At 35.8% G+C, this 19383-nt stretch carries 22 protein-coding genes and 1 pseudogene; 17 read left to right on the forward strand and 6 right to left on the reverse strand.

Going from position 1 to position 19383, the window contains the following annotated elements:
• The first annotated feature begins 38 nt into the window (after positions 1 to 38).
• From JM83_RS00095 to arsB, 8 genes are all read left to right on the forward strand, one after another.
• Positions 39 to 1385, forward strand: a complete 1347-nt coding sequence (locus JM83_RS00095; protein ID WP_144958294.1) for a dihydrolipoyl dehydrogenase family protein — start codon at positions 39 to 41, stop codon at positions 1383 to 1385.
• A 6-nt stretch (positions 1386 to 1391) separates the two neighbouring features.
• Positions 1392 to 1601: a GDCCVxC domain-containing (seleno)protein gene (locus JM83_RS19325; RefSeq protein ID WP_144958295.1), complete on the forward strand. Its 210-nt coding sequence runs from the start codon at positions 1392 to 1394 to the stop codon at positions 1599 to 1601.
• 69 nt (positions 1602 to 1670) lie between these two features.
• The gene (locus tag JM83_RS00105) at positions 1671 to 2003 is read left to right on the forward strand and encodes an ArsR/SmtB family transcription factor (RefSeq protein ID WP_144958296.1); all 333 of its coding nucleotides are present in this window, start codon (positions 1671 to 1673) and stop codon (positions 2001 to 2003) included.
• A 61-nt stretch (positions 2004 to 2064) separates the two neighbouring features.
• A complete protein-coding gene (locus JM83_RS00110; RefSeq protein WP_144958297.1) occupies positions 2065 to 2700 on the forward strand; it encodes a hypothetical protein in 636 nt (211 codons plus the stop codon).
• Between the two features lie 10 nt (positions 2701 to 2710).
• Positions 2711 to 3178, forward strand: coding sequence for a DUF6428 family protein (locus JM83_RS00115; protein ID WP_144958298.1), 468 nt, complete (start codon positions 2711 to 2713; stop codon positions 3176 to 3178).
• Positions 3179 to 3198: 20 nt separating this feature from the next.
• Positions 3199 to 3972 carry a metallophosphoesterase family protein gene (locus JM83_RS00120; RefSeq protein WP_144958299.1) on the forward strand — a complete coding sequence of 258 codons (774 nt, stop codon included), beginning with the start codon at positions 3199 to 3201 and terminating at the stop codon, positions 3970 to 3972.
• 12 nt (positions 3973 to 3984) lie between these two features.
• Positions 3985 to 4365 (forward strand): glycine cleavage system protein GcvH, encoded by a 381-nt coding sequence (gene gcvH, locus JM83_RS00125; protein WP_144958300.1) that lies wholly within the window; start codon positions 3985 to 3987, stop codon positions 4363 to 4365.
• A gap of 1 nt (position 4366) precedes the next feature.
• Entirely contained in the window at positions 4367 to 5431 is a 1065-nt protein-coding gene (gene arsB / locus JM83_RS00130; protein WP_144958301.1) for an ACR3 family arsenite efflux transporter, read from the forward strand.
• Positions 5432 to 5456: 25 nt separating this feature from the next.
• On the opposite strand, the gene JM83_RS00135 is transcribed toward arsB, so the two are convergent.
• The 3 genes and pseudogenes from JM83_RS00135 to JM83_RS19745 all read right to left on the reverse strand — a co-directional run.
• Complete coding sequence (locus JM83_RS00135) at positions 5457 to 5978, reverse strand: ORF6N domain-containing protein (RefSeq protein ID WP_144958302.1); 522 nt, start codon at positions 5976 to 5978, stop codon at positions 5457 to 5459.
• A 19-nt stretch (positions 5979 to 5997) separates the two neighbouring features.
• Entirely contained in the window at positions 5998 to 7011 is a 1014-nt protein-coding gene (locus tag JM83_RS00140) for a site-specific integrase (RefSeq protein ID WP_315897837.1), read from the reverse strand.
• A gap of 21 nt (positions 7012 to 7032) precedes the next feature.
• A pseudogene (locus JM83_RS19745) lies at positions 7033 to 7128 on the reverse strand (hypothetical protein); the annotation flags it as partial.
• Positions 7129 to 8700: 1572 nt separating this feature from the next.
• On the opposite strand from JM83_RS19745, the gene JM83_RS00145 reads away from it, so the two are divergent.
• The 9 genes from JM83_RS00145 to JM83_RS00180 all read left to right on the forward strand — a co-directional run bounded on the left by JM83_RS00145 (position 8701) and on the right by JM83_RS00180 (position 16683).
• Positions 8701 to 9836 (forward strand): IS630 family transposase gene (locus JM83_RS00145; protein ID WP_144958303.1). Its coding sequence is split into 2 segments (ribosomal slippage): positions 8701 to 9130 and positions 9130 to 9836, totalling 1137 coding nucleotides; the frame shifts between segments, so codons are not numbered across the junction.
• A gap of 71 nt (positions 9837 to 9907) precedes the next feature.
• Positions 9908 to 10363, forward strand: a complete 456-nt coding sequence (locus JM83_RS00150; protein ID WP_144958304.1) for a protease complex subunit PrcB family protein — start codon at positions 9908 to 9910, stop codon at positions 10361 to 10363.
• Between the two features lie 109 nt (positions 10364 to 10472).
• The gene (locus JM83_RS19055; protein ID WP_186434923.1) at positions 10473 to 10646 is read left to right on the forward strand and encodes a hypothetical protein; all 174 of its coding nucleotides are present in this window, start codon (positions 10473 to 10475) and stop codon (positions 10644 to 10646) included.
• A gap of 135 nt (positions 10647 to 10781) precedes the next feature.
• Entirely contained in the window at positions 10782 to 11318 is a 537-nt protein-coding gene (locus JM83_RS00155; protein WP_144958305.1) for a hypothetical protein, read from the forward strand.
• A 23-nt stretch (positions 11319 to 11341) separates the two neighbouring features.
• Positions 11342 to 11854, forward strand: coding sequence for a hypothetical protein (locus JM83_RS00160; RefSeq protein WP_144958306.1), 513 nt, complete (start codon positions 11342 to 11344; stop codon positions 11852 to 11854).
• 24 nt (positions 11855 to 11878) lie between these two features.
• Entirely contained in the window at positions 11879 to 12415 is a 537-nt protein-coding gene (locus tag JM83_RS00165) for a hypothetical protein (protein WP_144958307.1), read from the forward strand.
• Positions 12416 to 12437: 22 nt separating this feature from the next.
• Positions 12438 to 12971: a hypothetical protein gene (locus JM83_RS00170; RefSeq protein WP_144958308.1), complete on the forward strand. Its 534-nt coding sequence runs from the start codon at positions 12438 to 12440 to the stop codon at positions 12969 to 12971.
• A 59-nt stretch (positions 12972 to 13030) separates the two neighbouring features.
• Entirely contained in the window at positions 13031 to 14098 is a 1068-nt protein-coding gene (locus JM83_RS00175; RefSeq protein ID WP_144958309.1) for an IS5 family transposase, read from the forward strand.
• Between the two features lie 461 nt (positions 14099 to 14559).
• Positions 14560 to 16683: a T9SS type A sorting domain-containing protein gene (locus JM83_RS00180; RefSeq protein ID WP_144958310.1), complete on the forward strand. Its 2124-nt coding sequence runs from the start codon at positions 14560 to 14562 to the stop codon at positions 16681 to 16683.
• 362 nt (positions 16684 to 17045) lie between these two features.
• Here the strand turns inward: JM83_RS00180 and JM83_RS00185 are convergent, their stop codons facing one another.
• From JM83_RS00185 to JM83_RS00195, 3 genes are read right to left on the reverse strand one after another with little or no spacing between them, the layout of a single operon-like run.
• Complete coding sequence (locus tag JM83_RS00185) at positions 17046 to 17891, reverse strand: site-specific integrase (protein ID WP_144958311.1); 846 nt, start codon at positions 17889 to 17891, stop codon at positions 17046 to 17048.
• Positions 17892 to 17923: 32 nt separating this feature from the next.
• Positions 17924 to 18658, reverse strand: coding sequence for an IS21-like element helper ATPase IstB (istB, locus tag JM83_RS00190; RefSeq protein ID WP_144958312.1), 735 nt, complete (start codon positions 18656 to 18658; stop codon positions 17924 to 17926).
• 18 nt (positions 18659 to 18676) lie between these two features.
• Positions 18677 to 19351, reverse strand: a complete 675-nt coding sequence (locus tag JM83_RS00195) for a Mu transposase domain-containing protein (protein ID WP_144958313.1) — start codon at positions 19349 to 19351, stop codon at positions 18677 to 18679.
• Positions 19352 to 19383: the final 32 nt, after the last annotated feature.

Here is a 19383-nt window from a genome sequence, read left to right on the forward strand (position 1 = left end):
ATAATGATGATTTTACGGAGCCTAAAAAATCAATTAGTATGAAAGAATATGATGTATTTATTATTGGTTCAGGAATGGCAGGAATGACCGTGGCCAACAAATGTGCTTCCAAAGGCCTTAAGGTTGGGATAACAGATGAATTACCATATGGCGGCACCTGTGCTTTAAGAGGTTGTGACCCAAAAAAAATAATCATTGGCGCAACAGAGGTTCGCGATTTTGCTAAACGGCTTAAAGGTAATGGCATTGATACCATACCTAAAGTCAATTGGAAGGACATAATGGCCTTTAAACAATCCTTTGTGGATGAAATGCCACCAAAAATTGAAAAAGGATATAAAAAAAACGGAATAGACACCTTTCATAGTTCAGCAAAATTTCTGTCAGAAAACACATTAGAAGTTGGAAACGACAAAGTAAAGGCTAACAAAATTGTAATCGCATCGGGTTCGAAGCCACGAGTTTTAGAATTTGAAGGTGGTCATTTTGCCAAATCCAGTACCGATTTCTTGAATTTAGCAGAATTGCCCAAATCCTTATTGTTCATTGGTGGCGGATATATTGCTTTTGAGTTTGCACATATCGCGGCTCGATCTGGAGCAGAAGTAACTATTGTTCATCGTGGAGAAATCCCCTTGGAAAATTTTGAAAAGGATATAGTAAAGCATCTTGTTGCTGCCACAAAAGAATTAGGTGTAAAACTCATTCTTAATACAGAAGTAACGGATATTGAGAAAGTGGATAACCAGTATCGAGTGAAAGGTAAATCCGCAGAGAAAACAGAATATTTTGAGGCCGAAGCCGTATTTAATTCTGCCGGACGACCACCTGCAATATTCGATTTGAATTTAGACAAAGCAATGATAGCCTTTACAAAAAAAGGTGTTACGGTGGACGAATTCCTTCAAAGTACTTCAAACCCTCATATTTATGCAGCAGGCGATGCAGCAGATTCAGAAGGTTTGCCCTTAACGCCAGTTGCAGTTTTGGAAGGCCACACCGTTGCGTCAAATATCATCAAAGGCAATCATAAGAAAATAAGTTATCCGCCAATGCCAACGGTAGTTTTCACATTGCCTACTATGGCTTCCGTAGGTTATACAGAATCAAAAGCGAAAGAGCTTAATTACAATATTCGGGTAAATTATAAGGAGGTTGGCAATTGGTTCAATGCCAAACGCTTGAATGCAGAAGAATATGCGTTCAAAACTATAATTGATGAGGAAACCCGAACAATTTTGGGAGCGCATTTAATTGGACCACATACAGAAGAAACCATAAATCTCTTCGCAATGGCCATAAAAACAAAGATGAAGGTTAATGATATTAGAACAATGATTTTCTCATATCCAACATTGGCTTCGGACATACCACATATGCTCTAAAAAAAATTGAATGGAACTATATTAAAATCAGAAATTACCTGTCCAAACTGTGGACGTAAGAAAGTAGAAGATATGCCAACAAACGCTTGTCAGTTCTTTTACGAGTGTGAGAATTGTAAAACAGTTCTGAAACCAAATGAAGGGGATTGTTGTGTTTATTGCTCTTATGGAACTGTACCTTGTCCGCCAATTCAAGAAAACAAGAGCTGTTGTTAGAAAAGTTTAGAATTATTTTTTTAATCGGTTCTTTAATCATAATATTGCAATGAAACAATATAAAATACAATGGGATTAGCCAAAACAGAAATGTTCACAGACCAACAAAACCAAATTTCGGTTTTTGCAAAAGCATTTGGACATCCCGCCAGAGTGGCAATCCTGCAACACCTCTTTAAAATCGATACGTGTTTCTGTGGCGATTTGGTCAAGGAAATTGGTTTGGCACAACCAACAATCTCGCAACACCTTAAGGAACTAAAATATTTAGGATTAATCAAAGGAACAGTTGACGGAACAAGCGTTTGCTATTGCATAAACACCGAAAACTGGACAGAAATGAAAGAGATTATGTCCGAATTTTTAGGGCAGGATTTGTTGCCAAAAGATGAATGTTGCTAAAAAAATTTAAACAAATTAATCGTTTTATTGCGATAAAAGAATATATAAATGTACCATAGTAATGAAACCAAAAATAGCAATCCCAATCGTGGTAGTTTTGCTTTGCTTTCAGCAAGTAATTCAGGCACAAACGCTCAAGAGCAAAATTCAAAAATCCGTGGTTGAAATTGGCGATACATTCCCTGAAATCCCAATGGACAGACTAAAATATCTTGACCAAGTTAGTTTTTTAGTATTCAAAAAGTTAGAAGACAGCACAAAGGTTGACGTGCTATTTCTTGATGAGACCAATCAAGAAATTAGCCAACTTGCAATGATATGGCTTCAAACAGGTATGCTATATTATGGCTATAGCGATAGGTTCAATATCCAATCCGCAGGGATTTCGCCCAAAATTGAACCTATGTCAAAACTTGCGGAATTAAAGGAATATGGTTTTAGTATAAGGAATACGCGCGGGGAAAACCCAATATCCTATAAGATTGACTTCGGTTCTGGCAATTGGATTGTATATCCAAAGTCTTTCCAATCCTTAAATTTAAGCAGTGAGACTACTTTCAATATATATCTGGAAAACTTATCTGACGACGAGACTAAAAACAACATTGAATTGCTTTTTTCAGATACATCAAGCATTCCAAGAGAAATGCTCTATATGGCAACACGAATAAACAATCTATTGCAAACAAAACAATAAAATTAATTTTATGAAATTATCACAAATCAAAGCCCAACTTACGCAGTTGGATAAAATCGCCTTCCAACTACCAAATGGCGATTTGGTCCCAAATCACTTCCACGTTACCGAAGTGGGCAAAATCACAAATCATTTCATTGATTGTGGCGGAACCGAAAGAAAAGAGGAAGTTGCAAATTTTCAACTGTGGAACGCGAATGATTATAACCACAGATTGCACCCCAGCAAACTGTTGAACATCATTGAGCTTTCCGAAAAAATATTGGAAATAGGCGATTTGGAAGTTGAAGTAGAATATCAAGCAGATACAATTGGAAAATTCGGACTTGATTTTGACGGAAAGAATTTCTTGCTGACATCCAAACAAACCGACTGTTTGGCTAAAGACCAATGTGGTATTCCTACAGAAAAACCTAAAATGAAATTATCCGACATTCAAACCGCAATTTCTTGCGCACCAGGTAGCGGTTGTTGTTAAACTTAAAAAAATTAATAGTTATGAAAATTATCCTGTTTAGTGATATTCACTCAAACTTACCTGCGTTGCAGGCCTTTTTCAACGATTTGGATAAAAGGGATGCAGACGCCATTTATTGTCTTGGCGATTTAGTGGGCTACAATATTTGGCCAAATGAGGTTGTCCAAGAAATAAGAAAAAGAAAAATTCCAACAATTGCAGGAAACTATGATTTTGGTATCGGCAGAAAAAGTGATGATTGCGGTTGTGCCTACAAGACAGATGAAGAAAAAGCCAATGGTGCGGTTTCCATTTCGCTGACCAATGAATTGATAAACGATGATAACAGAGCCTATTTAAGAACGCTTCCAGCACACATTAAAGTGGAATTTAAACTGAATGACGACCAGTTGAATTTATTGTTGGTGCACGGCAGTCCACGAAAAATAAACGAATATCTCTTTGAGGACAGAGCTGAAAAAAGTATGATGCGGATAATGGAACAAGCCGATGCGGACATTATGTGTTTTGGGCATACCCATAAACCTTACCACAGAATTTTCAATTCGGCAGATGAAAGCACACCACATTATAGACACGCTATCAATTTAGGTTCTATCGGCAAACCAAAAGACAGCGATAACCGAGGTAGCTATGTTATTTTGGAAATCAACGAAAACGCTTCTGTTTTGGACAAGGACAGTATTTCGGTGGAATTTGTAAAATTTGAATACGATATTGAAAAAGCAGCAAAAGCGATTGAAGACAGTATTTTGCCAAACAGTTATGCAGACAATTTGAGAAACGGATATTAAAACCTTGTAAAAATGGAAACCTCTAACAATCTATATTTTTCGAAAGAGCACACTTGGATAAAAATTGAAAACGATACCGGAGCGGTTGGGATTACCCCCTTTGCCCAAAGCGAGCTTGGGGAAATAGTTTATGTTGACCTGCCAAGCATTTGCGATGAATTTAACCAGGACGAAGTTTTTGGCTCTGTAGAGGCATTAAAGACAGTTAGCGATTTGTTTATGCCCTTAACGGGCGAAGTGACTTCCATTAATAAGGATTTACTGGAAAACCCCACGCTTGTAAACGATAAACCTTTTGAGGAAGGTTGGATGATTAAAATAAAAAATGAGGATTTGGAAGAACTTTCAAATCTTTGGAGCGAAGAGGACTATCAAAAAAATATCGAAAAATAATATGGCCAATAAAAAATTAAGCTTTCTCGACAGCTACCTAACATTATGGATTTTTATAGCAATGGCATTGGGCGTGGGCATCGGCTATTTTGCGCCATCCTTTCCAGAAATAGTCAATTCCTTCAGTAGTGGTAGTACCAATATACCCATTGCCATCGGTTTGATTTTAATGATGTACCCACCTTTGGCAAAAGTCAATTATTCGCTTTTGCCGAAAGTTTTCAGGAATACAAAAATCCTTTCCATTTCGCTTATACTCAACTGGATAATTGGTCCCGTTTTAATGTTTGTCTTGGCAATTATATTTTTACGTGATTATCCAGAATATATGGTTGGACTGATTTTGATTGGTTTGGCTCGTTGTATTGCAATGGTTTTGGTTTGGAACGACCTTGCGGAAGGAAGTAGCGAATATGGCGCAGGATTGGTTGCCTTGAACAGTATTTTTCAAGTATTTGCGTATAGTTTTTATGCCTGGATATTTATTACCGTCCTTCCGCCTTATTTTGGATTTGAAGGTGCTATTGTAGATATTTCGATAGCGACGATTGCCGAAAGTGTTGCAATCTATTTGGGAATCCCTTTCGTTATGGGAATTTTGAGCCGACTGATTTTGGTAAAACTTAAAGGGGAAGAATGGTACACCCAAAAGTTTATCCCAACTATTTCGCCAATTACCTTGATTGCACTTTTATTTACGATTGTAATAATGTTTTCTTTAAAAGGCGAGCTCATTGTAAAAATTCCGATGGATGTCGTGATTATAGCAATTCCCTTGCTTATCTATTTTACTTTAATGTTTATCATTGGATTTTTCGTTACCAAGGCGACAGGTGCAGAATATGACAAGACAACTTCCGTAGCTTTTACGGCAGCAGGAAATAATTTTGAATTGGCTATTGCAGTTGCAATAGCAGTTTTTGGACTGAATTCAGGACAAGCATTTGCAGGAGTGATTGGACCATTGGTTGAAGTTCCTGCATTGATTTTATTGGTTCGGGTTTCTTTTTGGTTGCGCAAAAAGTATTACGAAAAACCATTGGACAGCAACTCACAAAATTATTGATATTGAAATATTGGAGAAGTATTTATTAATCTTTCCTGTCAGTTTTAAAACCAATTCGTTCCCTGTTTTGCTGTTTCACTTGTACCTTGTCCTTTTGTAACAAATAATTCATTGCCTGATGAATGTCCTTGAATTTTATGTTCATTTCTTTTTCGAGTTGGGCAATATGTTCTTTCAGATTGCTATAATCTGTAAGATGCTGTCTTAAAGCTACAAAAGCACGCATAATGGATATATTTACGTCAATGGCCTTGTCGCTATTGAGTACACTTGAAATCATTGCCACACCTTGCTCGCTAAAGGCAAAAGGAGTGGCAGGACTAAATTTGATGTTCTCTGGAAGGTTATCACAATTTGTGATAACCTCTTTCCACTCGTCCTTTGAAAGCTGAAACATAAAATCGTCCGGAAAACGTTTAAGGTTACGTCTAACAGCTTGTTTCAGCACTCTGGTTTCCACCTCATATAGTTCGGCGAGGTCAAAATCAAGGATTACTTTATTGCCTTGAATATTGTGGATTTTATTTTTTATTATCGATAGTTCCATTGTCTTTCTATTTAGGATATTATGAATTTTGTGATGCTAATTTTGAGATAGGTTTGTTTTCTATCTCGTTGAATTGGGCCCTTAATTTTTGCATATCGTCACTAACTTTACGTTCAATAACCTTGGCGTAAATTTGGGTAGTGGATATTCGGGAATGACCTAACAATTTTGAAACCGTCTCTATGGGCATCCCGTTACTCAATGTTACCGTTGTAGCAAACGTATGTCTAGCAATGTGGAAAGTAAGGTTCTTCTTAATACCGCAGACATCCGCAATTTCCTTTAAATAGGAATTTAGTTTTTGATTTGAGATTTTAGGAAATATACTTCCTTGGGCAATAGATTTTCGATTGCTCTTGTACTTTTCAATGATTTGTAATGCCTTTGGAAACAATGGTATTCGGATGGGCTTTGTTGTTTTTTCCCGTTTATAATAAATCCAAAGTTCGCCATCAATTCCTATACATATATTATCCGCAGTTAAATGAATGACATCGATATAGCTTAAACTGGTATAGCAACTAAAAACAAACAAATCCTTAACCAATTCCAATCTGTGAATGCTAAATTGTTTATTTTCTATCTCTTGAAGCTCTTCGAGACTTAAAAACCCTCTTTCGTTTTTAATGAATTTAGCTTTGAAATTGATAAAAGGGTCGCGTTCTATCCAGCCTAACTTATGTGATAGATTTATCAGTTTCCTAAACCGTTCAATGTGCTTCATTACGGTATTATTGCCCATTGGTTTTTGATGGTCTTCCGGTATGTAGTCTCGAAGATATTTCTCAAACTTTATGATAAAGTGATAATCGAGTTCCCGTAAATAAAGGTCTGTGGTCTTATAGAATTTCGATAGAAATTTGGAGATATAACCTTGTGTAGTGTAGTAATTTTTTTGTGTTCCCCATTTTTGCTTTCCGGCCATATCCTCATTATGGTAGTTGATAATATCCATAATCGATTGATTATTTTCGTCTTGTCCAAAATACCTTGCCTTAATAGCTTGTGAAGTAATCAATTTATGTTCGGACATTAAATCACGATAACACTTAAAAAGATGGTTGTAGGTTTCATCTAAATAACTGTTCAGTATTCTTGATTTTTGATTTGTTCCCCGAGCTCTGTTTTTATGGACATCCCAATCAGACACTAAAACTTTTCGTTTTAAACTGATGGTTGCTCGTTTACATTTACCGTAATTCTTGCGTAAATTGATGCTTGGTCATTTTTTGCTCTGGAGAAGTCTGCCCAGAACAAAATACCGAAGGTGGAAGATGTTTTCATTATTTCGTCTTTTAGTTAACAATAATTCGTTGTTATCACACGAAAGTCAAATCACTTATAAAGATACATTTATTTATTGATTAGCAGACCGTTGGCTGTAAATCTGGTCAACACTTTTTGATTTTTCAAATTGTTATCCGATTTGTTGACGTTTTTAATCAAAACATATCAATTCTTATGATATTCTTAAAAACAAAAAAACCTGTAAATCATACTATGAACAGGTTTTGATGCCATTTGGTAATGGTCTTGGTCGGGGTGGCAGGATAATTTATTCAAGAACAAACGCCCTATCCACAGTACTTTCACTGAAAATCAATTTGATGTTTCACCGAATGATTCACCAAACTTCATAAAACAAAGAGCTTTCATATTATTTGATCGTCTTTGTGCTATAAAGATATGATTTTCTTTAAAATAGACTTTCCTAAAAACTAATTTTCCATTTTCCTGCTACTTTTTTTAGTAGATGCAAATGGACAAGATTTAGAAGTTAGCCGGACTGCATAAGCCGGGCTTCATACCTTGCCCTTTTATAAGTCCCTTCCTAATTCTAAATCTTGAAAGGAACAGCATCAAAAAAAGGTAGTAGCGAAGGCTCTGGAAGAAGTAAATTGATTTAATAGTTAGGTAGAACTTATTTTCAGAAAAATTTGAGGTTTATCAAAAAAGGAAAGTGCTCAGGATAAAAAAAGTAAATTGTATGGAGCACCGTGAGGTTATTTTTTCAATTAGTATTCCGTTTTTATTTTGGTTAAAAATGAAATTAGGAATAGCAAGAGGGTAACACGCAGCGCGATGTTACGTATTCCTAATTCATTGATTGTTAATTATTTAAAATATTTTAGTTTATTTTTTTTACTGCATTTGCGACAAATGCCTTGAAATCCCCTGTAAACAAGCTTATTTTTGCGACAAAATCTACTAAAAAATTCTTTGGGTAATTTTTCTAACTATATTTTAAGGATTTGTAGTAGTTGGCTTTTTAGATACAAGCCGTCAACTTTAATAATTGATTGACGATTCAAATTAGCAAAGCAAGATGTGTCATTGTCATGACAATCTTGCTTTGCGCCCAGGGGTTGCAAAGGAAAGTAAATAATTAGGCATTTTAAAAAGAATTCTCTATATTTATTACTAAATTTACAGAATAACAATATTTTTTCGAAACCTTTTAAAGATTAAAGCATCTCTATAATAATGTATTTTATATTTAAAATAAAAAACAATTTGTTATGATTATAGGTGCTATTCTGAACTTCTCCAATTGCAAAAAGACGTCCTAGGAATAAATTCAGGAATTTTTATTTAATTGTAAATCCAGCTATCCCAAATGATTAAAAAGAATTATTTCCATTCAATTATTAAAATTTATTCTAGTGTTAAGTTAATTATGATATGACGGTTATTATTTATATCTTGGCCTTAAAACAAGCCAATGATACACTACACCATCAAGTTGAGCCAAACGGAAGTTGAAGAGCTTAACGGAATTATTAGTAAAGGACGTCATACCTCTCAGGCCTTTCGCACCGCCTACATTTTGTTAAACTGCGATAAAGGGGAATTTTCCGATGATACCACGATAAAGAATGCGGAGATTACCAAAGTTCTCAAAATAGGTGAACGAACGATAGGCCGGGTAAAGAAGAAGTTCATTGAAGAAGGATTTGAAAGTGTTTTGGAACGACGTGTTTCAAGCCAGAATTACACAAAAAAGGTAGATGGGGATATTGAGGCTAAATTGGTTAAACTCTGTTGCAGTGAGCCCCCAGAAGGATTTTCGAAATGGTCATTGAGACTTTTGGCGGACAGGATGGTGGAATTGGAATATATCGATTACATATCGCACGTCACAGTGGGCCAGGTATTAAAAAAAACGAACTTAAGCCTTGGAAAGTAAAAGGCTGGGTCATTCCCCCAGAGCAGAGCAGTGAATTTGTAGCTAATATGGAATATGTGCTAGACGTATACAAAATGCCATACGATGAAGACTTTCCGGTTGTTTGCATGGACGAATCGCCCAAGCAGTTAATCCAAGAGGTAGCCTCAACGCCCATCAAGCCGGGACAGGAGGCCAGGATGGACTATGAGTACATCAGACATGGTATGGTAAATATTTTTATGGCCAATGAACCCTTGAAGGGTAAAAGGCTGGTTGAAATTACCCAGCGTAAAACAAAAACAGACTGGGCTAAATTTATCAAGAGAATAGCTGATGAGGTGTACCCACAGGCTAAAAAGATAAAACTGGTGATGGACAATTTCAAAACGCATGATGCATCGGCCTTTTATGAAACATTTGAACCGCAGGAAGCCAAAAGGCTCCGGGACAGGTTTGAATTTGTTTACACACCTAAGCACGGGAGCTGGCTGAACATGGCAGAAATAGAATTGCATGTACTCAATGGCCAATGCTTAAACCGTCATATTGCCAGCGAGAAGGAAATAAAATCAGAAGTGGATGCGTGGCAAAATCACAGAAACAACAAAACCTCAAAAATCAATTGGCAGTTTACAAATGACCAGGCACGTATAAAACTCAAAAGACTCTACCCGTCAATTACAACTTAACATAACACTAGGTATAAACAACCATTATAAAATTTTGCAACTAATGAATATAACATTAAAAATTTAAACCTATGAAAGCATTTATTTTAATTTTAACAACAGTTATATCACTAAGCTGTAGTGATGATAATAATTCACTAAACACCAACATTAAATTTACAGAAATAGCAGAAGGTTTTCTTGGTGGACAAGGTTCTGAAGGAATCCCGAAACAAAATATTGTGATAGAAAATGAAACTGATTGGAATAACCTAAAAACGAAAATGAATACAAATGTGAATACAACTGAATCTTTTTCTGAAACAGCAATAGATTTCTCTAAATTCAATATAATCGCAATTTTTGAAGAAGTAAAAAATTCAGGAGAATTTCATCTTAGCATTGATGAAATAATTAAAAAACCTAATAATGTTTTTGTAAAAATTAAACTTGAATCGCCATCAGGTCCAAATGTAATAGATATCATTACACAACCATATTATATAGCTAAAATACCAAAAAGTGATTTGCCTGTGATATTTCAATAATTAAATCTTTTGTAGACTAAATAATAATTAACCATTATGAAAAAAATTTTTACTATTCTCTTGCTCGTCTTTTTAATGAGTAAATCATTTTTATCAAGCTTATCATGAATTGCAACGTGCCGATTATAATATTAGATGGAATCCTATCCAAACATTTAAAGCCAATGTGGAAGCCGAAACAATTTCGATTCCAATAGGAATTATAAATGTTGATTTTGAATATTTGGACGAGGAGGCAATCTCTAAGAATCTTCTGGATATCCAAGGAAAAACAGTTTATTGATAGATGTGCCCAGCAGGTCCCGAAGCCCTTATATTAAAACAAATGCATTGGTAATAAGTACCCTTAACCGATACCAAGACAGAGCTTTTAAATTAAAATTTCTTAACTTAACGTTTCTTTAATAAATTCCCCATTATGAAAAATCTTGTTATATTTTTTAGTTTCATTCTTCTGGGCTTTTGCAGCTGTAATAAAAATGATGATGCCCTCGCACCCCCAATTACAGCCGAAAACACTTTTTCCTGTAAAATTGATGGGAAACTTTTTGTACCAGAAAACCATGGTGGTTTTATTCCGCTCAAGGGTTACCTCGTGAATGTTTATGATGATAACAGTTGGAGAATTACTTTAAGTAATGGTAAACTCACATTACACCTCTTTTTGAAGAAAGTTAATTCAGAAGGAAATTACGAAGTTTTTCAAAGTGATGGTGATCAATTTTTCGTACAAGATCTTCAAACAGCCGTCGAATTATATGATAAAACATTAGACAAAGTTTACATTTCCTATAATAATTCCGAAGAAATTGAAGTAGTAAGTTATATTGAAAATCAAAAGATAATCCTAAATTTTAATAAAATAACACTAAAATCATCTCAAGATTCCAGTGATATTGTAGTTCTAACAGATGGAAAACTAAATATAAATAAAGAGACCCTAAATATAGATTAACTAAATTTCAAAACAACCTACTTATGAAACAACTTTACTTATTATTCTTTCTGATTTTTTCAACGACCCTATTTGCCCAGGGTATTACGCCTGAGGTAGATACTAAACTACAGCTCTTAAACAAAAACGAAGTAACTACAGATATTTTATATGATAGGGTTTTCCCTTTGGCCAATCTTGTGGAATTTAACCAATTAGCTAGTGATACATCCCATATAAACCATTTTTATCAAGCTTATCATGAATTGCAGCGTGCCGATTATAATATTAGATGGAATCCTATCCAAACATTTAAAGCCAATGTGGAAGCCGAAACAACTTCGATTCCAATAGGAATTATAAATGTTGATTTTGAATATTTGGACGAGGAGTCGATCTCTAAGAATCTTTTGGATATCCAGGGGCAGGACAGTTTATTGGTGGATGTTCCCAACAGGTCCCGAAGCCCTTATATTAAAACAAATGCATTGGTAATAAGTACCCTCAACCGATACCAAGGGCAAAACAGAGCTTTTAAATTAAATTTCTTAACTTAACATTTCTTTAATAAATTCCACATTATGAAAAATCTTGTTTTATTATTTAGTTCCATTCTCCTTGGCTTTTGCAGTTGCAATAAAAATGACGATGCCCCCGCACCCCCAATTACAGCCGAAAACACTTTTTCCTGTAACATTGATGGGGAACTTTTTATTCCAAAAGATTATGGTGGTTTTATACCTTTACATGGTTATTTAATTAATATTCTTGAAGATAATAGTTGGATTATAACATTAGGTAATGAACACAATACATTATATCTATTCATAAAAAAAATTGACCATACCGGGAAATATAAAGTATTTAGTAGTGATGGAGACCAAGACTTCTTGTATGATGAAAATACCGTTATTGAATTACGAGACAGGGCAAATAATATTGAATATTCATCGATTACCGGCTCAGAAAATATTGATGTTCTAAGTTTTACAAGTGGTGAAAAATTAATCCTCAAATTTGACAAAATTGTTTTAGAGTCTACTACTAATCCTAATGAAATAATCACCCTTACTAATGGTAAATTAAATATAAACAAAGAGACCCTAAATAAAGACTAACCAATTTCAAAACAACCTACTTATGAAACAACTTTACTTCTTTTTATGCCTACTTTTTACATCGACCCTATTTGCCCAGGATATTACGCCCGAGGTAGATACCAAGCTACAGCTCTTAAACAAAAACTATGTAACTACAGATATTTTGTACGACAGGGTTTTCCCTTTGGCCAATCTTGTGGAATTTAACCAATTAGCTAATGACACCTCCCATATAAATCACTTCTTTCAAGCTTATCATGAACTGCAACGTGCCGATTATAATAGTAGATGGAATCCTATCCAAACATTTAAAGCCAATGCGGAAGCCGAAACTACTTCGATTCCAATAGGAATTATAAATGTGGATTTTGAATACTTGGACGAGGAGGCAATTTCTGATAATCTTTTGGATATCCAAGGGCAAGACAGTTTACTGGTAGATGTGCCCAACAGGTCCCGAAGCCCTTATATTAAAACTAAGGCACTGGTAATAAGTACCCTTGCTACCGATACCAAGGGCAAAACCGTTAATTTTAAATTGGACAATAGTTTTAAGGGGAGTTCTAAAAATTAAATACATGATTTTCAAGTATTTATCCGTATATTTATGACTTCAAAAACACAGATAAAAACATGGATAAACAGATATACAAATCCACAGGAAAGAAGTCATTATTCGACGAGCAATTTTCTGCTGAAAAATTATCAGAAATTGGTAATCCGTTAGATAAAATCAGTAAAGCTATTGATTTTGAAATGTTTAGAGCTTTATTGGAGAGCAAGCTTCTAAATTCTACCAAGAAAAATAATGCCGGAGCAAAACCCTTCGATGTAGTTTTGATGTTCAAAATCTTGATCTTACAACGCTATTATGGACTTGGAGATAAGCAGGTAGAGTACCAAATATTGGACAGGACAAGTTTTAAAAACTTTTTGGGCCTGGACACTGGCGACAAGATTCCAGACGAAAAAACCGTTTGGGCATTTAGAGAGATCCTTACAAAATCTGGTCTTATTGAAGATTTGTTCACACAATTCAAAAGTTTTTTAGAGACCAAGGAACTGATATTGAACAAGGGGCAAATGATAGATGCCAGTTTTACTATTGCGCCACGCCAGCGCAATACCCGTGAGGAAAATAAAAAGATCAAAGAAGGAGAAGGTGATGGTTTATGGAACGACAAACCCCACAAAAAATCACACAAAGATATTGATGCCCGTTGGACCAAGAAAAACAACGAGAATTTTTTTGGCTATAAAAACCACGCAAAAGTGGATGCCAAAAGCAAATTCATCAACACTTTTGTTGTAACGAGTGCCTCGGTCCACGACTCGCAAGCCACCGAAGACTTGTTAGAGGAAACAGATAAAGATCAAGAATTGTATGCAGACAGTGCTTATACCGGAGAAAAGCAAGAAGAAACAATTGCAAAATATAAAATGATAAATAAAGTTCACGAGAAAGGATATAAAAACAAACCATTAACAGAGGAGCAAAAGGAAAACAATACTGAGAGATCAAGAACACGAGCCAGGGTTGAACACGTTTTTGGGTTTATGGAGCAAAGTATGAATGGCCTAAAATTGAAATCAATCGGAATAGCAAGAGCTACTGGAATAATCGGACTGATCAATTTAACCTATAATTTATTCCGATATGAACAAGTAGTCAGATTAAACATTTTACCTATAAAAAACTAAAAATCAAAGAGATAATTGTTTTAAAAATGAATTTTTAGAGGTGTCAGGTCAAAAATATATTGAGATTTAGCTGACGAAAAAATTATTTCTACAAAACCAATGGGGATTGCTTTGTAAAAAAATCAAAAAAATGAATTTTTAGAACCCACCTTAACATAGTTGCTTCCAATATAAGCATCCAGAGTGTACAAGCCGATTTTGATAATGGTCAGGGGTATCAAAGCCTATCTTTATCTGGTCAAAAAAGTGTAACATTTAATAATACAGGCTTACACAACCTTAAATTTAAGGTTACTCTTTCCAATGGTAGTATTAAATATACCTATGCTAAAATAAGGGTAAACTCCTCCCCGCCCATCACTAAAATTTCTGAGAACATCACAAAAAACCGTACTACAGAAGAATTTTGTTATAACGACACCATTACAGCCTCAAGATCTTTTCAGGGATATGATGAAAGCATGGCTTACAATGGCGTTGGGGCTTTTAATGTTTATTTAGGAGGTGCTGCATATGATCAGCCAGTAATTGTATTGGATGGTTTTGATCCTTTTGAGGGAACTGATGAAGGTATCAATGTGGAAGATATTTATAGTCAATTTTTATCTTTTAATAATGGTGCAAATAATCTCGGATTAGAATTAAGAGGTCAAGGTTTCGATATCATCCCGTTAAATTTCATTAAAGGAGAGCAAAATGATGGTACTGTTACCAATGGCGGGACAGATTATGTGGAGCGTAACGCCATGGTATTGGTGGAACTTATTGAACGCATTAACAATTCCTCGTGTTGGAGCAATGTTCAACCAATCAAGGTGATCGGGTTTAGTATGGGTGGTTTAATTGGCAGATATGCCCTAAGGTATATGGAACAAAACAACATCCCCCATAATACAGATTTATTTGTAGCGGTAGATACACCCCACAACGGAGCGGTAGTTCCAACGGGGCTTCAGGAAGCTGCAGATTTTATAGAAGATATTGCGAGCATTGATATAGGAGATAAAATCTTAAAATCCCCGGCTGCAAAACAAATGCTGGTTCATCACTATTTGGCAAATTCCAAAACCCCTGCTGGGGCACCCAATTTTCATAACAGGTTTTATAATACATTGAATAGTATCGGCTTTCCTCAGCAAACCCGTAATATTGCCGTATCAAATGGTATAACTACCGGAACAGCAATCAATGCGCCTAACCAAAACTATTTTAATGGGGAAATAGAAACGGGAGCAAATTTCCCTATAATTGGGATAGGAGCCGATGCTAAAATGAAATTTAGCCCAGAGAGAAACCAAACGAATAAAGTTTTTGATTTTAAGGCAAAAATCAGGTTTTTGGCCTTTTACATTACCGTTTATAGAAGATTTCAAGAGGTTACTACTAATGCTGCCCTAGGAAGTTATGAAAACAGTCCTGGTGGATTTTTTACAGTAGAAGATGAAATTAATCAATTTCTTGGTTCAGATGGAGTTTTCAACACCAACGAGACTTTATTAACAGCATTTATTTACCAAGCAAGAGCTGAAATTTCTACTCCTAGGTTTTCTTTTATCCCAGTAAAAAGCTCTCTGGCATACACAGGGAACAACCAAGATTTATATGAGGATTTTTCAACAAGGAACTTGGTATGCACAGGAGAAACACCTTTTGATAGTTACTTTACTGCATCGAATGATAATGAACAACATATCGCTTTAAATTCTGAAAATGCAAATTTTATTTTTGATGAAATTACAGGGGTTCAAAGATCCCCTAATATTCAAATTAATCCGAATGAGCAAATAAATGGTCCCAAAACAGTATGCTCAACAATTGTTACTTATAATATTGCTAATTGTACTACAAATGTTAATAATTGGACTGCTTCATCAAATCTTGAAATTGTATCGTCCAATGGTAATAGCATAACCGTACAGGCAAATGGAAATGGGGAGGGATTTATAGATGCCGTTTTACCCGCTGGAACAGTAAGAAAAGAGGTTTGGGTAGGCCAAGCAAAAATAACGAAAACAACCTTTGGCTCTTGCTATGAGCCTAATTATAGAATCAGTGCTACTTATCCTGATACCGCACTGGAATTCAAAATATACCACAACGGAACAACCACATACCAATCAGGTTCTGCCTATTATGAATTTTCTTCGGACAGTTACAACTTACAAGATGGTGAGTCTACGACCGTGTACATAAGCATAAGGAACAATTGCGGGTGGTCTCAGTCCTATCCCGTCCTTGTTTATAAGCCCACCTTATGTGATTGTGGATACAATGACCCATCCTGTGGTGGTTCTGGAGGGCCACCTTCTCCTCTAAGCAACTCGCTATCGAGCAACACAATTTTACATCCCAACCCAGCTGACCAAACGCTATATGTCAACTCAAACTCCTTGGTTGTTGAAAATAAAAAAGACCCGGCGTTCCAAATAGAATTGTTTGACCTCAATGGAAGGTTGTTCTTTAGAACAACGACTAAAGAAGTCAACCATAAGATGGATGTGAGCATGCTCAAGGATGGGTTGTATATTTTACACTTATCTAACGGTAAGGAGCGGGTGATTGAAAAATTGATTATAAAACACTAGAAAAAACTATACGCAGCTTAAGTAGGTTGCCCGCAAATAGTGGGCTATCAGTAAAAATCGATATTTTAGATACCAAATAAAAAAAAATTAAGCCAAGAAGAACGTGTTCCTATTCCACGCCACTTGCATTAATTAAAAGATCAATAACTTAGTTATTAATTTACACTAAATATCAACAAATCAAGATTGTCATGACAATCTTGATTTGCGCCCTGAGGTTGCGAAGATTTTAAAAGACTAATTGCTTTAATTTTTATTTTTCTAAAATAGAATATTCATTTAATAAAATATCCCAAACAATTCATAGTATTAGTTCGGTAGATACGGGGCTTGATTTCGTACTCGATCAAAATTATTTAAAATCATGATCCTAGTTTTTCTTTCAGTAGCATCATATCCTCACTTAATTTATTTTCTAAAACCCGTGCATAAATCTGGGTGGTTGAAAGCTTAGAATGTCCTAAAAGCTTGGAAACTGTTTCTATTGGTATCCCTTTAGAAAGCGTTACGGTGGTAGCAAAGGTATGCCTAGCTACATGAAAGGTCAGTTTCTTTTTGAGTTTTACACTTGTGGCAATCTCCTTTAAATATTCATTGGTTTTCTGGTTGGAATATACAGGCAACAAATATCCGGAGCACTCAGCATGCTTCTCATATTTCTTTATTATTTCCATAGCCTTTGGGAGAATTGGTATTTTGACTGGTTTTGCAGTTTTCTCCCTTGAGGTAAATATCCATTTCCGCCCATCAATTCCAATTACAATATTCTTTTGTTTTAGATTTTTTGCATCAATCCATGATAAGCCTGTGTAACAGGAGAATATAAACACATCCCGGGTTTGCTGATGGGTTAATTTATTAAAATGGTAATCTTCTATCCTTTTTAATTCCGTCTCGTTTAGAAATGCTCTCTCAGATGTTTTAAATTTCAATGTGAATTTGGCGAAGGTGTCTTTGTCCACCCATTCTAATCTTTGAGCAAGGTTCAGTAGTTTTTTTAAACGCTCCAAATGTTTGATCACTCCATTGTTCGTTGGTGCTTTCCTAGCCCTTTTCGGCTTATACGTTCGTAGGAAATGTTCAAAATCTGTTATGAACTGGTAATTGATCTGTTTGAGGTAAATGTCTTCGGCTTTAAACTGTTTGATGAATATTCCGGGGAAAGTGAACACCCTATTCCGGCCTAAACTGGACAGGTGATTTTTGATGGTTTCTTGTTGGTAAAATTAGATAAATTTTTTTACTTGTTTTTCATTTTCTTTCTCATAGATTCGCCTTTTAGTTCAAAGCGGATTGCGGTATGAATGATTCGATCCAGAATTGCATCCGCAATGGTTTTTTCTTCTATTAGATCATACCAGTTTTTAACAGGGACCTGTGAGCAAAAGATGGTAGATTTTTTCTGATTTCGATCTTCGATGAGATCCATTAAAATGAGTTGTTTTTCATTGTTGATGGCCTGCAGGCCAAAATCATCAATAATGAGCAGATCATGCTTCTCTATTTTTGCCAGTTCTTTCATATAGGTACCATCGGCCTTGGCCATTGATAATTTATTGAAGAGCTTCCCCAGATTGTAATAAAGTACCTTGTATCCTTTGATGCAACATTGATAACCAAGGGCTGTTGCAATAAATGATTTTCCCGTTCCTGTACATCCGGTAATGATAATGTTTTCATAGCGGTCTACAAAGGAACAATCCCAGAGCCGGGTGAGTTGGTTACGGTCGATCTCCCTGTCTGGACTGTAGTTGATTTCTTTCAGGGATGCCTGGTAATGGAAGCGGGCATTCTTCAATAGTCGTTCTGTCCTGCTGTTGTTGCGTTGATTATCTTCCGATTCGATGAGCCAGGCGATGAATTCATCGTTGGTGAAGGTATCCTGGTTTCTGGTCTCAAACGAAGATTCATAAGCTCGTTTCATACCGTGCAGACGCATTTGCTGCATCTTTTCAATAGTAGCGTTTGTGTTCATTGTTTTTATGTTTAAAGATTAAGCGTAATAATTTGATCCTCTTATGTTTTCGTGCTCAACGGGGATGACTTCTATGGAGTCAAGCAGTGATGTTTGTTTGTCAAGTCCTTTTTCCAGTATATTCTTGATCTGGTTATATCCCACGGCGTCATAAGCCAAGGCTCTGGTACAGGCATTGTTCAGACGCTCCTTGCTTGTTTTCCCTGCCAGAGTTAACACACCGATACAGCTCTTGTAGTTCTGTTCGGGATATTGTTTTCTGTCGAGTATGATCTTAATGCATTGTTCTACCGAGGAACCGATGCTCCTGGCCCAATTGATAAAATATTCCGGACTCCAGTTGCTGTTATAGGTATGGTTCACCGGCATGTGCTCTTTCAAAGTGGTATAAGCATAGTGTTTTCTACTGCGCTGGTGCAGGGCAACCCGGGTTTGGGCATGATAAACTTCCACCATGTTCTGGGTCAGGATCAGTTTTACTTTTTTTCCTATAAGATTGTGAGGTACGCTATAGTAATTTTTATCACCGGAGTAATAGACATGGCAGTTCTTCTGAACCGTCGCCATTTTATATTCCCTTAGCTCATATCGCTCTATTGGAAGAGGGTTCAGCTCTGGCTTCTCTATTTCCAGAAACAGCTCCGTGCGACTGTCCTTTTTCTTTTGAAAGGGAGCATTGTTATAGGAGATCAACAACTCTCTGATGGCGGTGTTGAGTTCCTTCA

The sequence above is a fragment of the Gillisia sp. Hel_I_86 genome (assembly GCF_007827275.1).
Lineage (GTDB): Bacteria > Bacteroidota > Bacteroidia > Flavobacteriales > Flavobacteriaceae > Gillisia.

Bases quoted from the DNA above. Each gene is read 5' to 3' on its own strand.
- istB (WP_144958312.1), bottom strand. From the start codon at position 18,658: ATGAACACAAACGCTACTATTGAAAAGATGCAGCAAATGCGTCTGCAC.
- JM83_RS00180 (WP_144958310.1), top strand. From the start codon at position 14,560: ATGGCTTACAATGGCGTTGGGGCTTTTAATGTTTATTTAGGAGGTGCT.
- JM83_RS00160 (WP_144958306.1), top strand. From the start codon at position 11,342: ATGAAACAACTTTACTTATTATTCTTTCTGATTTTTTCAACGACCCTA.
- JM83_RS00140 (WP_315897837.1), bottom strand. From the start codon at position 7,011: ATGTCCGAACATAAATTGATTACTTCACAAGCTATTAAGGCAAGGTAT.
- JM83_RS00150 (WP_144958304.1), top strand. From the start codon at position 9,908: ATGAAAGCATTTATTTTAATTTTAACAACAGTTATATCACTAAGCTGT.
- JM83_RS00135 (WP_144958302.1), bottom strand. From the start codon at position 5,978: ATGGAACTATCGATAATAAAAAATAAAATCCACAATATTCAAGGCAAT.
- JM83_RS00105 (WP_144958296.1), top strand. From the start codon at position 1,671: ATGGGATTAGCCAAAACAGAAATGTTCACAGACCAACAAAACCAAATT.
- JM83_RS00155 (WP_144958305.1), top strand. From the start codon at position 10,782: ATGAAAAATCTTGTTATATTTTTTAGTTTCATTCTTCTGGGCTTTTGC.
- arsB (WP_144958301.1), top strand. From the start codon at position 4,367: ATGGCCAATAAAAAATTAAGCTTTCTCGACAGCTACCTAACATTATGG.
- JM83_RS00110 (WP_144958297.1), top strand. From the start codon at position 2,065: ATGAAACCAAAAATAGCAATCCCAATCGTGGTAGTTTTGCTTTGCTTT.
- JM83_RS00120 (WP_144958299.1), top strand. From the start codon at position 3,199: ATGAAAATTATCCTGTTTAGTGATATTCACTCAAACTTACCTGCGTTG.
- gcvH (WP_144958300.1), top strand. From the start codon at position 3,985: ATGGAAACCTCTAACAATCTATATTTTTCGAAAGAGCACACTTGGATA.
- JM83_RS00115 (WP_144958298.1), top strand. From the start codon at position 2,711: ATGAAATTATCACAAATCAAAGCCCAACTTACGCAGTTGGATAAAATC.
- JM83_RS00170 (WP_144958308.1), top strand. From the start codon at position 12,438: ATGAAACAACTTTACTTCTTTTTATGCCTACTTTTTACATCGACCCTA.
- JM83_RS00165 (WP_144958307.1), top strand. From the start codon at position 11,879: ATGAAAAATCTTGTTTTATTATTTAGTTCCATTCTCCTTGGCTTTTGC.
- JM83_RS00095 (WP_144958294.1), top strand. From the start codon at position 39: ATGAAAGAATATGATGTATTTATTATTGGTTCAGGAATGGCAGGAATG.
- JM83_RS00175 (WP_144958309.1), top strand. From the start codon at position 13,031: ATGGATAAACAGATATACAAATCCACAGGAAAGAAGTCATTATTCGAC.